We start from the raw sequence: 16,201 nt of genomic DNA, 5'->3' as shown, positions 1-16,201 counted from the left end.
GGTGAGCAACGTGGTGCGGCACGCGTCGGCGACGATGGTATCGGTCCAGCTCCGGGTGCGCGACGATGTCACCATCGAGGTGACCGACGACGGTGTCGGCGTGCCCGAAGACTTCGAGCGCATGAGCGGACTGGCGAATCTGGCGACACGCGCCGAACAGGCCGGCGGCAGTTTCAGCATTTCGAAGGGCGCGAACGGCGGGACGGTGCTGCGCTGGTCCGCGCCGCTGCCCTGAGTTCTGCTGGTGCACAAGCACGTTCACACCCGGAGGTGGCACGCGTCCGTCACCACGCGGGGGCCCGCGCATACCGAATCAGCTACAGCAGGTGCGGCCTTTGTACCCTGCGGTTGGGGACCAACGCCAGGCGTGCCCGACCGCCTCGGATTCCTAATCTTCGGGTAGCTGATTTTTCGGAATCCGAAGGGACACCGCCCATGACCTCCAGCACCACGATGGCCTACACCAGGTGGCGTCGGCCGAAATTGTGGTCGGCGTCGACGGGTCCGGAAGCTGCCGACCTCGCCGTCCGCCGAGACGGCGTCGCAGCGGGGCCGCGGCCTGCGGATCGTGCACGACCTCGACCTCGACTTCGTCGCCCGGCCGCCTACGGGATTTGCGACGTGATCATGCCCCCGGTGATCGATGCGATCCGCCGCGAAGGCGCGGACCTGGTGCGCGCGGCGCGGCACCTCGCCCACCAGGTGTATCCGACCCCGACCGTGGAACCCGAAGTCTCCGAAGCCAATCCGGCGCACCTGCTGATCGAGCTGTCCGAAACCGCACATCTTGTCGCGATCGGCGCGGCCGGATCGGGCGGCACCCTGAGCTATCTCGGGTCGACACTGCTCGCGGTCGCCGGCCATGGCCGCGGCCCGATCGGGGTGGTCCGAGACACCGGCACCGAACAGCAGACCCGGCGCATCGGCCCGGTCATGGTCGTCCACCCACAGTAAGTACCAATCCAGCCACCCAGAAGGGCAACGAATTCACATGTCCGCCAACGCCATCAATCCCCCCGTGCTCGTCGGTATCGACGGCTCCGACGCCGCCGCCGAGGCCGTGCGCTGGGCCGCCGTCGACGCTGTCCACCACCGTGCACCCTTGCACATCGTGTACGGCATCGGCGCACCGATGGACTTCGGTCCCGGAATCGCCTTCAACCAAATCGATTACGACGCCTTCCGGGCCGCCGGCGCCTCTGCCGTTGCCGCCGCACGCGAATTCGCCACGGCCGCAGCCGCACCCGTCGGCGACCTCGACATCACCACCTATGTGGTCGATGCGCCACCGATCCCGGTGCTGCTCGACCGCTCCAAGGACGCGCGCCTACTGGTCGTCGGCACCCGCGGTCTCGGCGCGTTCCGCCGCGGCCTGCTCGGCTCGGTGAGCACCGCCGTGGCACGGCACGCACACTGCCCGGTCGCGGTCATCCCCGAACCCGAGAACTACACACCGGATCGGGTGCTCGGCCCCGTGCTGGTCGGCGTCGACGGCTCCCCCGCCAGTGTCCGCGCCATCGGAATCGCCTTCGACGAGGCCGTCAATCGCAATGTCGCGGTACGAGCAGTACTCACCTGGTCCGAATTCAACCGCTACATCTCCCGCGCCGACATGCAGAAAGAGGCCGAAGAACTGTTGGCCGAGAGTCTGGCCGGTTACGCAGAGCAGTATCCGGATCTCGAGGTGCAGCGCGTGGTCGCCGAGGACCGACCGGTCAGACGCCTACTCGCCGAATCCGAAAACAGCCAACTGATCGTCGTGGGCAGCCACGGCCGCGGCGGCTTCGCGGGCATGACCCTCGGCTCGGTCAGCCAAGCCGTCCTACACGCCACCGACTGCCCCCTCATCATCGCCCGCCCCTGAACCGCGCTCCATCTGGAGTTGGGTCGTGAGCCGGCCTGCGAGTCGACCTCAGTCATAGAGTGCGTCGATACGGTCCGCGAGATTGTTGACGACTATCTTGCGGCGCAGCTTCATACTCGGTGTGAGATCACCTGCCTCCACGGACAGTTCGCGTTCGATGATGCCGAATCTCTTGATCTGTTCCCAGCGATTGAGTTGGGCGTTCAGGCCATCGATGTAGTCGGCGATCACGTCGTGGGTCTTCTCGTCCCGCGCGATTTCGGCGAGCGGCATATCGGCCAGGCCGTGCTTGCCGGCCCACTCGGTGATGGCCTCCGCATCGAGACCGACCAAGGCGACGCAATAGGGTCGCGTCTCTCCGTAGACGATGAATTCTCCCGCATACGGACAGAGTCCCTTGAACGTCGCGGCAATCGCGGAGGGAGCCACGTACTTGCCTTGCGAGGTCTTGAACAAGTCCTTCTTACGATCGGTGATGCGCAGGAAGCCATCGGTGTCGATCTCGCCGATGTCGCCGGTGCGGAACCAGCCGTCCGCGTCGAAGGCCTCGGCGGTGGCATCGGGGCGGTCGTGATAGCCGCTCATCACACCCGGGCTTCTGAGCAGGATCTCGCCGTCCTCGGCGATCTTGACCTCGGTGCCGGGGAACGGTTTGCCGACGGTACCGAACCGGTACGCATCCGGGCGGTTGATGAACGAGGCGGCAGCGGTCTCGGTCAGGCCATAGCCCTCGAGCACGATGATGCCGATCGCGTCGAACCACTGCGCGACATCGCGGTCCAACGGGGCCGCTGCCGAAACGAAGTACCGCAGCCGACCACCGAAACGTTCACGGACTTTGGCAAGCACCAGCCTGTCGGCAACTTTGTGCTGCAAGGAAACCAGCGGCGACGGATCCCTGCCTGCCTGCCTGGCACGCGAGACCTTCAGGCCGACCCCGACCGCCCAGTCGAAGAGCTTCTTCTTGATCCCGCCTTCTTCGGCCACTATGCCCTCGATACGAGCATGTGCCTTTTCGAAGATGCGCGGGGCGGCCGCCACGATGGTGGGGTGCAGTATCGCAAGGTTCTCCACGATCTTGTCCACCCGACCATCGATAGCCGTGGGAAAGCCGATCAGCGGTGACAGCGCCAACATCACCTTCCCGAACGCGTGCGACAGCGGCAGCCACAAGAAGTTCAGGTCGTCCGGGCCGAGGACGTTCACGGCATCGATCGCGGCGGCGCTGTAGGTCCACGCGGAATGCGGTAGCCGAACCCCCTTCGGGGTTCCGGTCGTCCCGGAGGTGTACATGATGCTGCCCAGGTGCTCGGGGCGGATCCCACCGATGCGGTCGACCACCGCATCGGGAGATCCGGTGAGCAATTTCCGTCCGCGCTTTTCGAGGTCGTCGAGAGTGATCACCCAGTTTCCGTCGCCCTCGCCGTCGAAGATCACTACCTGTTGTACGTCGGGAAGTTCGGCGCGATGCTCGATCAGTTTGTCGACCTGGGTCTGATTCTCGGCAACAACGACACGGCTGCCCGAGTTGGCGATTATGAACGCGACGCCGGTGGCGTTGGTGGTGGGGTAAACGGTGGTGGTGGCCGCACCGGCGCACATCACCGCGAAATCGACGAGCACCCATTCATACCGTGTGGACGATACGAGTGCGATCCGGTCCTGAGCCTCGATTCCCAGCGCTATCAACCCGGCGGCGAGGAGGTCGACTCGGTCACCGACCTGCTGCCAGGACACGCTGGTCCAGCCCTCGCCGTCAGGGAATCGGAACGCCTCCGCGTCCGGAGTCGCGGCTACCCGGTCGACCAGCATCTGGGCGACCGACGGTGCCCGCTTCTCGATCTTGCTGAGGTCGGAAGGTTCCTCGGATTCTCGGAGGAACGTCATAATTCGATCCTACGAGTCCCCGGGCGATCGCTCGGGCATTCGGACGAGAAACATGGGCGCGAGAACACCCTGGCAGTAATCTCGCAGCGCCGATACTTCCCGACTTGCCAGGCACCCGAGGAGAGGACGAATGGCCTCGCCATAGGAGTCTTCGTAATCGGTTGCCTTCGGCCGGAACCGAGCAGACTAGCGGTATGGATGCCGCCGAGCATGCCGCCGTTCGGGCCCGCGAGATCGAGCGCAGGCTGTTCGGCGTGGGATCTGATGTCCGTCGGTCGCCACGGGATTCAATCCATATCGCGTTCAACGTCGGGTTCCCGGAATTGACGTGCGCCGATGCCTGGTTCTCGCGTGCAGCGATCGACGGTCTGGAAGACAAGATCCGCGCGGCACTCTCGGTGGAGCCGAGCCGGACCGTGAAGGTCTGAGGAAGCACAAGTGAAGCGGTACAACGTATAACGGCGAAGACGAAGGCAGCAGGCGATGGGCCACCGCGAATCCCACATGTCGCAATCGGACCTGTTCTCATGGAACATGGAGCGGGATCCGGTCCTGCGTTCGACGATCGTCTCGGTTCTGATCCTCGATACCGATCCGGACTGGGATCGCCTGGTGGAGACGATCGATCGCGGCACCCGCCTCGTGCCGAGGTTGCGGCATCGGCTGAGCACCGTGCCGTTCGGTCTCGCCCCGCCCAGGTGGGCGCTCGATCCCGACTTCGACCTGTCCTGGCACCTGCGACGGGTTGCGCTGCCGGAACCGGCGACCATGTCCGCGGTACTCGAATTCGCGCGCACCGAGGCGATGACCGCCTTCGATCCGGCTCGGGCCCTGTGGCGCTCGACCTTGCTCAGCGGTTTGGCGGGTGGGGGATGCGCGCTGGTGATGACAGTGCACCACAGCCTCACCGACGGTATCGGCGGCATTCAGATCGCCACAGCGCTACTCGATTTCGATCGTGCGGGCACCGATCGCGGCCATCCGCCCGAGCCGCAGCACGACCATGACGGCGCACTGCGCGATATCGTGGCATGGAACTGGTCGGTTGGCTCGGATCTCCTTCGCGGCGGTATCCGGGCGACGCCACAGACCGCGTGGCGAGCCCTCACGCATCCCACGCGGGCGGTACGCAACAGCGCCGCGCTCGCGACCTCGCTGGTCCGTCTGGCCAAGCCCGTTACCGCGACGCTGTCGCCAGTGATGATCGAACGCAGACTCGGTCGCCGACTGGCGGTGCTGGATACACCCGTCGAGCAATTGCGCCGCGCTGCGCGTGCCGTGGGCTGCACGATGAACGACGCCTTCCTCACTGCGGTCGTCATCGGACTGCGCGGGTATCACGACCGACACGGGGCGAGGGTCGACCATCTGCGGCTGACCATGCCGATCAGCCTTCGGGCGGCCGATGACCCAATCGGCGGCAACCGGATCACGCTCGCTCGTTTCGCGTTGCCGGTCGATATCGCCCAGACCGAAGACTTGATGCGTGCCGTGGACGCTGCGGTCAGCGGTTGGCGCCGCGAACCGGCCGTACCGCTGTCCGGTGCTGTCGCGGCGGTGTTCAACCGGTTGCCGGTCGGAGTGGTTACCGAGATGGTCAAGCATGTCGACTTTGTCGCCTCCAACGTCCCGGGTTCCCCGGTACCCCTCTATATCGCCGGGGCACGTATCGACCGTATGTACGCTTTCGGCCCCACCATCGGCACGGCCGTCAACGTGACAATGACCTCGCACGCCGGAACCTGCTACGTCGCGATCAACGCGGACACCGCCGCGATCCCCGACCTCGCGACCCTGACCGAATGCCTCGCCGCAGGCTTCGCCACCGTGCTTCGCCTAGGCGGCGAGTACGCACCGCAAGCTGCCGACGCCACGGCCGAAACATCTCGGCCTGCACCGGTCTGATCGGTTCCCCACGCGATCAGATCACGAGGCGTTTCGGAGCGAAAGTGTCCTTGGGTACCGACGAAAGCCCCTGGCAGCTGGTCGCCTTCGACACTGCCGGTCTCGAGCGCAGTGCCCCGCCGACTCGAGGCAACGGGGCCCGCGAGTGTTTCGCACCCCCACAGCGGCGAAAGTCAGTGTGCTGCCGGACGGTCGGGCGAGATGCTGTGTTCGACACTCCGATACACGCCGACTCGACCATCGCGACCTAAGGGGCAGCGGAATGAGACACGATGCGGATCGACACCAGCAGGCATCGGCTGCGGTGGTGGTGGGGACCGATGGGTCCGCGGCTGCTGATGCCGCATCTCGAAATCCCCATAGTCGACCTCGAGATCGCCGAACACGCACTGCTGGCCGTCCCGATACGGCGATCCTTCGCGCCGACCATTTGCGTTCTCGCCGCAACTGCTCGATCCACAGAATGATCTCGGCGTGGTCGCCGGGGCCGAGGACCGGTCGAGCAAACCGATTTTCCCATATCGGCGAAATCGGTTGCCCCACTTGCACGCGCTGCCGAGAGACACCCATCTCGGTGGCGACGTGAGCGATCGGGCGAGTCCGGCACCGCTCGATGCGTCGCCGACCTTCCACCGACAACGGTGCGTTAGCGTGCATCGGCGCGCACCTGCTCGACCGGGCACGCGACGAGACGACGGCCTACTAGAACGACACCGGCCGGAGTGGCCGTGAAGGCTGCGCCGCACCAGAGCGCCGTGGTGGTGTGACGGGTGCAGTTGACGACGAGACCGGCGGTGGCGGGGCCGAGAACGGCACCGATGTTGAAAGCGGTGGTCGCCAAAGCGCCGGCGATACGTGGCGCTGTTGGGACGGCGGTCTGCACAATCGTCGCGATCAGCGTCGATCCGATACCGAAGGCACCCGCACCCGCCACCGCTGACATGATCAGCACCCCGATCAGGGTGTGCGCGGTCAGAGCAGCCAGCACCCAGACCCCGATCAGGACCACGTTCCGGCAGTGATGATCCGCCACCGATGACGGTCGCTGTGGCGGCCGGTCAGCGTCACACCGGCGAAAGAGCCGAGCCCGAACAATGCCAGCACGACCGGAACCCACCCGGCACCCTCGCAGATGCCCGCGGTGATCGCTACGTTGGCGAGTATGCGCACCGATGGAGATTCCTGGGACATCAATACCAGTGTGGGATCTACGGCGTTGTTCGTCGCGGCGGCTCGCGCGCTGGGCGGCCGCGCGGCCGATGCGCCTGCGGAGGACCCGTTCGCCGAGCTTTTTGTGCGGGCCGCGGGCGGGGAATGGGCCGATCTGCTCGACGGTCGAGTGCCTGCCCATCCGTTGCTGAGCCCCGAATTCGGCATTCAGTTCCAGCAGCATCAGGTCGCCCGCACCCGGTACTTCGACGATTACCTCCACACGGCCGCGGCCGCCGGCATCCGGCAGGTGGTCATCCTCGCGGCCGGTCTGGACGCCCGCGCGTACCGGTTGCCGTGGCCCGAAGGCGCCGTCGTCTATGAGCTGGACCGACCGCCAGTGCTGGAGTTCAAGCGCGAAACTCTCGCGCAGGCTGGGCTCGATCCGATCGCCGAGCGTCATGAGGTACCGGTGGATCTGCGTGAGGACTGGCCGAAAGCGTTGTGCGACAGCGGCTTCGATCCTGCCGTGCCGACAGCGTGGCTGGTGGAGGGTCTGCTGATCTATCTGTCGTCGGCTGCGCAGGATCAGCTGTTCGACGCCATCGTCTCGCTCAGCACGCCCGGTAGCCGGGTCGCGATCGAGCAGATGGATCCGCTGCCCGCGGAGGCCGTCGCCGAGATGGCCGAGCACGACGACGCGGGCTCGGACTGGGTGCGGTTGATCTACAACGACCCCCGCGCTGAGGCCACCGAGTGGTTCGCCGACCGCGGTTGGACCGGCGAGCGGATTTACCTCAACGACTACATCCGCGACCTCGGCCACACTCCGGCTGCCCAGCAGTCATTGATCAATCTGGTCACCGTCGTACGGCCCTGAGCCGGTTTTCAGCTGCCGCTTCGCACCAACGGACCTTGTGACCGTCCGGGGCCTGCAGACCGCCCATGACCGTCTTGCCCGAAACCCGGATCAATCGCGGAACGGTGTCGGTTGTGCGACGGATCGGTGGCGATACCGCTCGTTGGCATCTCAGCAAGTGCCTAGCTACCACATGCTGGCGGACAGAGGTCGGCCCTGCTGCACCCAACGAAGGGAGAAATACGGTGGCATTGGGACGTCGTCGGCTACTGATCAGCTTCGCCGGTGCAGGTGGCCTCGCCCTGGCCGGATGCGGGCTGCGAGAACCTGCGCCCCCCAAACCCGCCACAATCCGATTCGATCCTCCACCCGGCACCCACGACGTCGATGCGCGCAGCCCCGGCACGGTCACGGTCACCGACGGGACACTGCGGTCGGTCGAATGGGTCGACGAAACGGGCAGACCACTGCCGGGTGCACCGGCACCCGACCATCGAACCTGGACCAGCGCCGAACCACTCGGCTACGGACACACCTACACCGCGAAAGCCGTGGCGCAAGGCGAAGCCGGCGACGTCACCGCGACGACGACCTGCACGACGGTGCGACCGCAACAGCTCATCGACGTCTCCCTGCGCTCCGCCAATCTCGTCGAGCTGGCCGAAAACGACACCTACGGAGTGGGTTTCGTGCTCGTCGCCCACTTCGACGAACCCGTCGATCGAGCGGCCGTGGAAAGTCACCTGAAGGTCACCACCCAGCCCGCCGTCACCGGTGCCTGGTACTGGCTCGACGATCAGAACGCCCACTGGCGGCCCGAGCACTATCACGCACCGGGAACCAGGATCACGATCGAGGCCGCACTCTTCGGCGTCGCGCTCGGCGAGGGCCGCTACGGCCTGCGCGACCAACGGGTGTCGGTGATCATCGGCCCCGCGCACGTCGCGATCGCCGACGATGACACCAAACAGATCGAGGTCTTCGACAACGGGAACCTGGTGCGCACCATGCCGACATCGATGGGCAAGGGTGGCACCGCGGCCGTCGGCGGCAGATATCTGTCGTTCTGGACCCGCCCCGGCATCTACACCGTGCTGGACCGAAACGACCCGGTGATCATGGACTCCGCCAGCTACGGCCTGCCGACCAACTCCGGCGGCTACCGCACCAGCATCAACCACGCGGTCCGCATCAGCCACGACGGAATCTTCGTGCACGAACTCGCCGCAACGATGTGGGCCCAAGGCAACACCAACGTCTCACACGGCTGCCTGAACATCTCCCCCAACGATGCCGCATGGTTCTACGACTACGTCATCCCCGGCGACGTCGTCGAAGTCCGCAACACCGGCGGCGACCCCCTCGACATCTGGCAGAACGGCGATTGGAGCATCCCCTGGTCCGACTGGGTTCGGGGCGGCACCCACACATGACACGAAAAGGCAGGCCAGCCGTGACGCAGCCCAGCGTGCCCCGCAATATCGAGCGGCGACTCACCGCCGCGACGGTCAAGGAACTGATCTTGACTTACAACGACAGTGCCTCCACCGCGCACCAGGCCACGCGGTACGGCATCCTCGAGACCGCAGTAATCGAGACCGGAGCGCTCACCCGGTGTTCATTCTGCTCATGGACGAACTGGAGCGCTCATGCGAACGAGGCGAAATCGCCTCCGACACAGACGTATTCCACAGCGTGCTGCATTTCATCGCCGACTTGTACCCACTGCTTACCGGCCTGCCCGAAAGGCCATCCATGCGCGATCTGATCCTGGAGAATTACGTGGCTGCCACCCTGCTCGATATGCCGGTGTCGACGACATCGTCCGGCTACCCCAGCTATTCAGCGGTCGGCCTCTGGTAGTGCAGCTGCACGGCGGCGAACCTCTCACCACCGGAGAGCTTTATCTCCGCGAGGTACTCACGGCCGCTGGCCAGCCGACCACCAGTGCAGAGAACGCGTTGTCAACCAACGGGATCCGCTTGGACGCCCCCTGGCTCGACTGCAGGTGAGGTAGGCGGCCGCGACAGCGTCGCGGACCATGCGACTGGGGCCCGGTATGCGCGAACGTCTATTCGGGATCTGTCCCATAGACCGAGCGGTACTCCTTGGCGAAGGCGCGGCGGCCGAGCAGGCGCCACGCCAGTCTGGCGGCGAACGGCATGTCGGCGAGGAACTTTCGGCGTTCGGCGTGCGGTACGCCTTGCAGGATGAAGCCGAGGAAGATCAACTGCCGGTCCTTGGGCACGGCGGCGCGTCCCCGTTCGCCGAGCGCCCCCCATTCGCGGGCGGTCATGACGCGTCCGACGAGCGGCAGGATGAGCGCCTCCTCCTCAGCCATATGCTCGTCGAGAGCGGCGGCGAGCGCTGACAGTGTGGCGGCGAGACGCCCGCGCACCTCCGGATGCGCCGATGCGGCGAATTCCTCGGCCTGCCGAGCCGCGCGGTCGATCAGTTCGGCGATCCGCTCGTGCTGTTCCTCCATCCGCAGGATCAGTGCGCCATCGGTCTTCGCCCGCTCGAGCAGCAGTGGCCACATCAGCTCGTCCTCTGCGGCATGGTGGTGATGCAGGCCGGTATCGAGTTCGGTGAGGAACTCGACGATGCGGCCCGCGCGGGCGGTGTCACCGTCGGCGACACCGCCGACCAGGCCGGGCAGCGCGTCGAAATGGCGGCGGAAGGCGCGGTGGACGAGCACCATGTCGGTGGTATCTGGGCGTTCGGTGGTCTGGGTCGCGATGTTCATGGTTCTCACTGTCTGTCGATCCGCTTGTAGCGCACTTGCAATAGACTTGGCCGGTCATGGTGCGGATTCAGGTGCTCGGCTCGCTGGCCGCGCAGACCGAGCGCGGCAGCGTCGATCTCGGCGGCCCACGCCAGCGCGGCGTGCTCGCCCTTCTGGTGGTGGCCCGCGGCGCGGTCGTGCCGATCGACCGGCTGATCGACGATCTCTGGCGCGGTGAGCCGCCGCCGCGCGCACTCGGCGCGTTGCAGGCCTACATTTCGCACTTGCGCAAGCTCCTCGAACCGGATCGGCTGCCCCGCTCGCCGGCCACCGTGCTGGTGAGCCAGGCACCGGGATACGCGTTGCGGCTCGCCACGGAGGCGGTGGACGCCTGGCTGTTCGAGGCCGAACTACGCAGCGCGCCAACAGATCCCGCAGGACGACGACGCAGTCTCGAACAGGCACTCGGCCGATGGCACGGCCCGGCATTCGCCGAGTTCAGCGACGAATCGTGGGCGCAGCCCGAGGCGAACCGGCTCGAGGAACTGCGCCTTGCCGCGCGCGAGCGACTGGCCGCGACACTGGTCGAACTCGGTGACCCGACGGCCGCTGCCGCGGAAGCGGATGCGGTGACGAGCACGCATCCGCTGCGCGAGGAGGCGTGGCGTATTTCGGCGCTGGCGCGGTTCCATGCGGGGCGGCAAGCGGACGCGCTCGCCGCGTTGCGTGCCGCCCGTGCGGTGCTCGCGGACCAACTCGGCATCGACCCCGGCCCGGCCCTGGTGCGGCTCGAGGCCGATTTGCTGGCGCAACGCATCCCTATCGATCTACCCGCACCGGTCTCGCTGCCGTCGCCCACACCCGAGCCGGCCCCGTTGCATTCCGAATTCGTCGGCCGGACAAGGGAACTGGATGAGCTGCGGCGGGCGGCGCGAGCGGGCGGCGCACCTCGTGTCGCGGCTGTGATCGGGGAAGCCGGCAGTGGCAAATCCCTTTTGCTGCAGCGGTTTCGGGCCGAGCTGGCGGCCGGCGGCTGGTGCGTGGTCACGGGCCGCTGTCCCGAGGAGGACGGCGCACCACCGGCGTGGGCGTGGGTGGAAGCTCTGCGCGAGCTCGCGGGCACGGTCGATCCCGGCAAATACGCCGAGCCGCTGGAGCCCCTACTCGCCGACCGGCGCCGCGAGTTCGGCGCCGATGCCGCGGTCGGGCGGTTCCAGCTGCATCGCGCTGTCGGTGCGTACCTGGACGACGCGGCACGGCAGCAACCGCTCGCGGTGTTTCTCGACGACCTGCACCGCGGCGACTCCGAGACGGTAGGCCTGCTCGGCAGCGTGGCGAAAACGGCCTCGATCCTGATCGTGATCGCCTACCGTCCCGACGAGATCGGGATGCCTTTGGAAGACGCGCTCGCCTCGCTCGCCACCGCGACCGCAGCCCGGATACGCCTGCGCGGCCTGGGTTACGACGATGCGGCGGTCCTCATCCGGTCGGTGTCCGGACACGATCCCGATCAGGCCACGATCGCGGCACTGGCCGAACGCACCGACGGAAATCCCTTCTATCTCACCGAAAGTGCTCGTCTACTTGCCAGTGAGGGCGCGCTCGTGGCGACTTCCGAGGTACCCGAAGGCGTCCGCGACGTGCTGCGCCGGCGCTTCGCACGGCTACCCGAAATCAGCGTGTCGGTCCTGCGTCTCGCGGCGGTGATCGGGCGCGAATTCGATATCGACGTGCTGATCGGCGCGGCCGAAGTCGACGAGGACACGGTCCTCGATGCCATGGAGGCGGGCGTGCTCGCCGGGCTGCTCGAGGAACCAGGTCCCGACCACGCGCGCTTCACCCACGCGCTCGTCCGCGACACCCTGCTCGGTGACCTGTCCCGCATACGGCGACGCCGCTGGCATCTGCGCATCGCCGAGTCGATCGAGCGGGCCCGGCCGGAGGACCTGTCGGCGCTCGCGCACCATTTCGGGGAGGCGCTTACCGCGGCAACGGCACGACGTGCCGCCGACTACGCCCTCGCGGCGGGTGAACAGGCCGAACGCCGATTCGCCCACGACATCGCGGCCGAAAGCTACGACCGCGCCGTCACCGCGCTCGAACGGATCACCGGCGCGGACACCACGGCCGAGCGGGTCGCCGCGCTCTCCCGCATGAGCAGGAGCCACCTCGCCGCCGGCGCCGGCATGCCGGCTCGCGACGCACGCGACCGGGCGGTGTCGTCGGCCAACACGCTTGAACTGCTCGTCGGGGCGCTCACCGCATGGGACACGCCGACGCCCTGGCTGAACCGCGCATACGGATCGGTCGACCAGCGGGCGGTCGCCTCCATCGACGAGGCCCTGCGCACACCCGGGCTCACACCCCAGGCACGCTGCCGGCTCCTCGTGGCGCTGGTCCGCGAGATCGGCGGAGAGCTGCACGAACGAGCACGCGAGGCGGCCGAGGAAGCCGAAGCGCTGGCACGTGAACTGCGCGATCCTGTACTGCTCGGGCTGGCATTGCAGGCGCGGACTTCGGTGTACGACACGTCGATTCCGCTCGCCGATCGTGACCGGCTCGCCACCGAGTTGATCCGCCTCGGCGAGGACAACGATCTTCCCGCCTTCGCGCTGATCGGCCGTAACGCCGCATTCCAAGTGGCCGCAGCCCGCGGCGACATCGACCGCGCGAATACCGAACTCGCGGCCGCGACGGTGTTGGCCGACCGCTACCAGTGGCGCCAGGCCCAAGCCGCGAACACCATGGGCCGTGCGATGATCGCCCACCTGACCGGGAATCTCGAAGCGGCAGAACAGCATTATCAGCAGGCGCACGAATTATTCTTGCGCCACAAAGTCTTCGATTCGGACGGCAACCTTCTGATCGCACTCGTGACCATTCGTCTCACGCAAGGCCGGGTCGGCGAATTCGCGCCTCTTTTCACTGAAATGTTCACGCAGCTCGCAACTTCCGGCGACGACCTCGTCGTCGACCCGCTCGCATTGGCACTGCTGGCGACCGGTGACCGGGATGGCGCACGAGCAGCGACGCGGGCCCGGCGCCCGCTGCGTGCCGACTTCTTCCGTTCGCTCTTCCTCACCGTGCGCGGTATGGCCGTCACGGCTCTCGAACAGCGCACCGAGGCAGCACAGGTGTACCAGCAGCTCCGCATCTACACCGGTCAGATCGCCGGCGCGGACACCGGCGCACACGCCGTGGGACCGGTCGACACCGTGCTCGGCGACCTCGCGGCGCTGCTCGGCAAACCCGCCCAGGCAGCTGAGCACTACGCCGCCGCGGAACGGCTCGCCCGCCGCTGCGGATGCCGAGAGTGGATCACCGCCGTGCACAACCGCATCGGTTTACAAGTCGATTACTAGTCGCGCCCGGAAGCTGGGTAGCAGATCACTTATCAGCCAGCAGAAGGAGCGCGGCCATGCCGACCGATCGTAAGCTCAAGACCTTGAACACCATCCACCGTACGGTGATAAAGATCAGCGGCGGCGTCCTCGGCACAACCTTCAAGGGCATGCCGACGATCTCGCTGACCACGACAGGCCGTAGATCCGGCCGACCGCACACCGTCATCCTCACCGCACCGATCATCGACGGCGACACGATCGTCATCGTCGCCTCCCGCGGCGGAGATCCCACCGACCCGGCATGGCTGCACAACCTGCGCGCGAACCCCACAGTCCAGGTTTCACTCAAGCAAGGCTCGAACCGGCCGATGACCGCTCTCGTCCTGTCATCGGCCGAGCGGGACAAGCTCTGGCCCGACGTCATCGCAGCCCACCCCGGCTACGCCGACTATCAGGAAATGACCACCCGAACAATTCCTCTGGTCACCCTGACACCAATCGCTGATGAGATCAACGCTCGGCCGATCTGATAGCCGTTGCCCGCCCGCGGGCACGCGCGGGCCGGCGACCGACCCCCGCGAACCTGTCGTGACCGTCAGGGGGTCGTTGCCGCAGAAGGGACCAGACTCCATCGGCGGAACCCGCCCGAAGCCGTTTCGAGCCGCCACCACGCCAACCGCTCGGCGAGTTCTGGCAACCAACTGGCCGGCGCATCGCAGAGGTCGTGTTGCGCGCGGGCGGCGGCGGCGTGCAGAACGTCGGCGGCGACGGCGGGAAAGTCGTGTCGGAGATGCTCGATCGCATCGGTGACAACGACGTCTGGCGTGGCTCTATCCGATCTCACCGACGTCATCTCGTACCCCTCTTGCTGGCTCGTTCGTGGATGACTTTGTTGGCCGACAGTATTTGCTCGATCGTGGCGGGGACAGGGCCACTGGTCCCACTCTCGTGGGCCTATAGGCACTGCTGAGGCGGCGTCGACGAAGTGGTCGGCAAAGGCCCCGAGCAACTCGCGATCGAGCACCGATGCCCCTACCACGAGGGACGAGGGCGGACTCAGGGGTTACCGATGGCCGGGTCGGATCGAATGCGGGCCACGAACTGCTCGATGGCAGCCCACATCTGGGGGTTGAGTTGCGTGTGCTTGTCGGTGCCCAGGACGGTGTGGAAGTCGACGCCGTTCGCGGCGAGTTGGGCGGCGAGGAGGCCGTGCAGCGGGGACGGGACGGTGGTGTCGGTGATGTTGATGCACAACAGGATCGGGGCGTTGTAACCAGTGGTGGGTACGGTCATGTAGGCGTCGGCGGCAGCGGGGATGGGCGCGACGGACAGGGGTTTCGCCAGCAACTCGCCGATGCTGAGGCCGCGGACGCGGTCCATGATCTGGGGTGTGCACATCGCGCCGACACTGTCGAGCACGGACCGGCCCTCGGGGGTGAGGTATTCGTCGACGTTCACCTCGGGTCGGGCGGCGCGCAGCCCTGCCAAGATGCTGACGAGCAGATCCACGAAACCGTCCGCGATGACGGACGGGGTCGGAGTGCCCGGCCCGAACAGCGGTGCAAGCTTCTCCACATCGGACTCGGGGTCGATCGCGATGGTGCCACGGAAGTCCAGGTCCGGCGCATCGGTAGCCTGCAGGTGGCCGGTGCCGAGCGCGGCTTGCCCGCCCTGCGACGCGCCCATGACCGCCCACGTCCGCGACAATTCCGGGTGCGCGGCGCGGGCGGCGCGCACGAGGTCGATCGTGGCCGTGGCCTCGGTATCGATCCCCAGGTATGGATGCGGTCCGGTGTCGAAGACGCCGAGGCCGAGGTAATCGGGCGCGACCACGGCGAATCCCTGCGACGCCAGGTACTGGAGCAGCGAATCTTCATCCCCCGCAATCGTCTGGGCGGGGTGCTCGAGCGGATCGGACTGGCCACCGCAGCCTGGTCCGAGCCCGCTGGTGCCGTGGTCGTAGGCGATGATCGGCCAGCCGGACGACGGCGGGGTACCGGCCGGGACGTACAGCGCTCCGCTGGCCGGCTGCGTCGTCCCGTTCGAGCCGCGCATCCAGTACTCGATCACTGAGCCATCGGCATCGGAGATCCCGCGCGAACCGTCGGGTAGCGGGTACTCCGCGATCAGGGTTCCCGCAGTTTCTGCATGCACCGGGGCGATAGGCATCAGGAGTGCGATACCGAATGTGACCACCGCCGCCACTTGCTTACCCGCATGGACAACTCGCATCGAACACCTCACATCCGGTCCGACACCGTCACAATCGTGAACGAGGCTATAGATCAGAACGCGGCAACTCGCTTCAACACGCTGCTCAGCAGAAATCGCGCATCAGGCCGACCACACCTATCCGAGCAGACAGCTCGCGCCGCATCGGTGGATTCGATCTGGATGCGATCCCGCGGCGGGCGCGGTCACCTTTTCCGGATCACTCCGGAGGTGTCGTTGCCCGGAGGGATCTACGG

Annotated in this window: 17 protein-coding genes and 1 pseudogene; 11 read left to right on the top strand and 7 right to left on the bottom strand. The window is 66.7% G+C overall.

What is annotated here, in order from left to right:
* From ON44_RS16230 to ON44_RS16220, 3 genes are all read left to right on the top strand, one after another.
* A partial coding sequence (locus ON44_RS16230) for a sensor histidine kinase (protein ID WP_373283168.1) occupies window positions 1–235 on the top strand: 235 nt, incomplete at its 5' end.
* A gap of 401 nt (window positions 236–636) precedes the next feature.
* Window positions 637–954, top strand: a complete 318-nt coding sequence (locus ON44_RS16225; RefSeq protein WP_169338070.1) for an adenine nucleotide alpha hydrolase family protein — start codon at window positions 637–639, stop codon at window positions 952–954.
* Window positions 955–991: 37 nt separating this feature from the next.
* On the top strand, window positions 992–1,864 hold the full coding sequence (locus ON44_RS16220; RefSeq protein WP_040690746.1) for a universal stress protein: 873 nt from the start codon (window positions 992–994) through the stop codon (window positions 1,862–1,864).
* A 48-nt stretch (window positions 1,865–1,912) separates the two neighbouring features.
* On the opposite strand, the gene ON44_RS16215 is transcribed toward ON44_RS16220, so the two are convergent.
* The gene (locus ON44_RS16215; protein WP_040690743.1) at window positions 1,913–3,751 is read right to left on the bottom strand and encodes an AMP-dependent synthetase/ligase; all 1,839 of its coding nucleotides are present in this window, start codon (window positions 3,749–3,751) and stop codon (window positions 1,913–1,915) included.
* 194 nt (window positions 3,752–3,945) lie between these two features.
* Between ON44_RS16215 and ON44_RS16210 the strand changes: the two genes are divergently transcribed.
* From ON44_RS16210 to ON44_RS51310, 3 genes are all read left to right on the top strand, one after another.
* On the top strand, window positions 3,946–4,179 hold the full coding sequence (locus ON44_RS16210) for a hypothetical protein (RefSeq protein WP_040690741.1): 234 nt from the start codon (window positions 3,946–3,948) through the stop codon (window positions 4,177–4,179).
* Window positions 4,180–4,255: 76 nt separating this feature from the next.
* Window positions 4,256–5,656, top strand: a complete 1,401-nt coding sequence (locus ON44_RS16205; protein WP_083897916.1) for a wax ester/triacylglycerol synthase domain-containing protein — start codon at window positions 4,256–4,258, stop codon at window positions 5,654–5,656.
* A gap of 272 nt (window positions 5,657–5,928) precedes the next feature.
* A complete protein-coding gene (locus tag ON44_RS51310; RefSeq protein WP_040690739.1) occupies window positions 5,929–6,123 on the top strand; it encodes a hypothetical protein in 195 nt (64 codons plus the stop codon).
* Here ON44_RS51310 and ON44_RS48335 read toward each other — a convergent pair.
* The 3 genes and pseudogenes from ON44_RS48335 to ON44_RS50245 form a co-directional block, all read right to left on the bottom strand.
* Window positions 6,053–6,313, bottom strand: a pseudogene (locus ON44_RS48335) (leucine zipper domain-containing protein); the annotation flags it as partial. The gene ON44_RS51310 and the pseudogene ON44_RS48335 overlap by 71 nt on opposite strands.
* A complete protein-coding gene (locus ON44_RS16195) occupies window positions 6,303–6,665 on the bottom strand; it encodes a YbfB/YjiJ family MFS transporter (RefSeq protein ID WP_051182079.1) in 363 nt (120 codons plus the stop codon). The pseudogene ON44_RS48335 and the gene ON44_RS16195, both read right to left, overlap by 11 nt.
* A complete protein-coding gene (locus tag ON44_RS50245) occupies window positions 6,656–6,847 on the bottom strand; it encodes a hypothetical protein (protein WP_157187179.1) in 192 nt (63 codons plus the stop codon). The genes ON44_RS16195 and ON44_RS50245 overlap by 10 nt, the downstream gene beginning before the upstream one ends.
* On the opposite strand from ON44_RS50245, the gene ON44_RS16190 reads away from it, so the two are divergent.
* The 3 genes from ON44_RS16190 to ON44_RS16180 all read left to right on the top strand — a co-directional run bounded on the left by ON44_RS16190 (window position 6,819) and on the right by ON44_RS16180 (window position 9,527).
* Complete coding sequence (locus ON44_RS16190) at window positions 6,819–7,685, top strand: SAM-dependent methyltransferase (RefSeq protein WP_040690738.1); 867 nt, start codon at window positions 6,819–6,821, stop codon at window positions 7,683–7,685. The genes ON44_RS50245 and ON44_RS16190 overlap by 29 nt on opposite strands.
* A gap of 224 nt (window positions 7,686–7,909) precedes the next feature.
* Window positions 7,910–9,097 (top strand): L,D-transpeptidase, encoded by a 1,188-nt coding sequence (locus tag ON44_RS16185; protein WP_051182078.1) that lies wholly within the window; start codon window positions 7,910–7,912, stop codon window positions 9,095–9,097.
* Window positions 9,098–9,278: 181 nt separating this feature from the next.
* A complete protein-coding gene (locus ON44_RS16180; protein ID WP_040690737.1) occupies window positions 9,279–9,527 on the top strand; it encodes a hypothetical protein in 249 nt (82 codons plus the stop codon).
* Window positions 9,528–9,735: 208 nt separating this feature from the next.
* Here the strand turns inward: ON44_RS16180 and ON44_RS16175 are convergent, their stop codons facing one another.
* Complete coding sequence (locus tag ON44_RS16175; RefSeq protein WP_040690735.1) at window positions 9,736–10,410, bottom strand: hemerythrin domain-containing protein; 675 nt, start codon at window positions 10,408–10,410, stop codon at window positions 9,736–9,738.
* A 56-nt stretch (window positions 10,411–10,466) separates the two neighbouring features.
* Between ON44_RS16175 and ON44_RS16170 the strand changes: the two genes are divergently transcribed.
* Window positions 10,467–13,751, top strand: coding sequence for an ATP-binding protein (locus tag ON44_RS16170; protein WP_040690734.1), 3,285 nt, complete (start codon window positions 10,467–10,469; stop codon window positions 13,749–13,751).
* 56 nt (window positions 13,752–13,807) lie between these two features.
* On the top strand, window positions 13,808–14,263 hold the full coding sequence (locus ON44_RS16165) for a nitroreductase/quinone reductase family protein (protein WP_040690732.1): 456 nt from the start codon (window positions 13,808–13,810) through the stop codon (window positions 14,261–14,263).
* Window positions 14,264–14,328: 65 nt separating this feature from the next.
* Here ON44_RS16165 and ON44_RS16160 read toward each other — a convergent pair whose 3' ends face one another.
* Both ON44_RS16160 and ON44_RS16155 read right to left on the bottom strand, forming a co-directional pair.
* Window positions 14,329–14,586, bottom strand: coding sequence for a hypothetical protein (locus ON44_RS16160; protein WP_040690731.1), 258 nt, complete (start codon window positions 14,584–14,586; stop codon window positions 14,329–14,331).
* 203 nt (window positions 14,587–14,789) lie between these two features.
* A complete protein-coding gene (locus ON44_RS16155; RefSeq protein ID WP_040690728.1) occupies window positions 14,790–15,965 on the bottom strand; it encodes a lipase family protein in 1,176 nt (391 codons plus the stop codon).
* Between the last annotated feature and the right edge of the window lie 236 nt (window positions 15,966–16,201).

Origin of the sequence: Nocardia vinacea NBRC 16497 (assembly GCF_000308835.1) — a bacterium.
GTDB classification, from domain to species: Bacteria; Actinomycetota; Actinomycetes; order Mycobacteriales; family Mycobacteriaceae; genus Nocardia; species Nocardia vinacea.
This window is presented reverse-complemented; position numbering and strand designations above follow the sequence as displayed.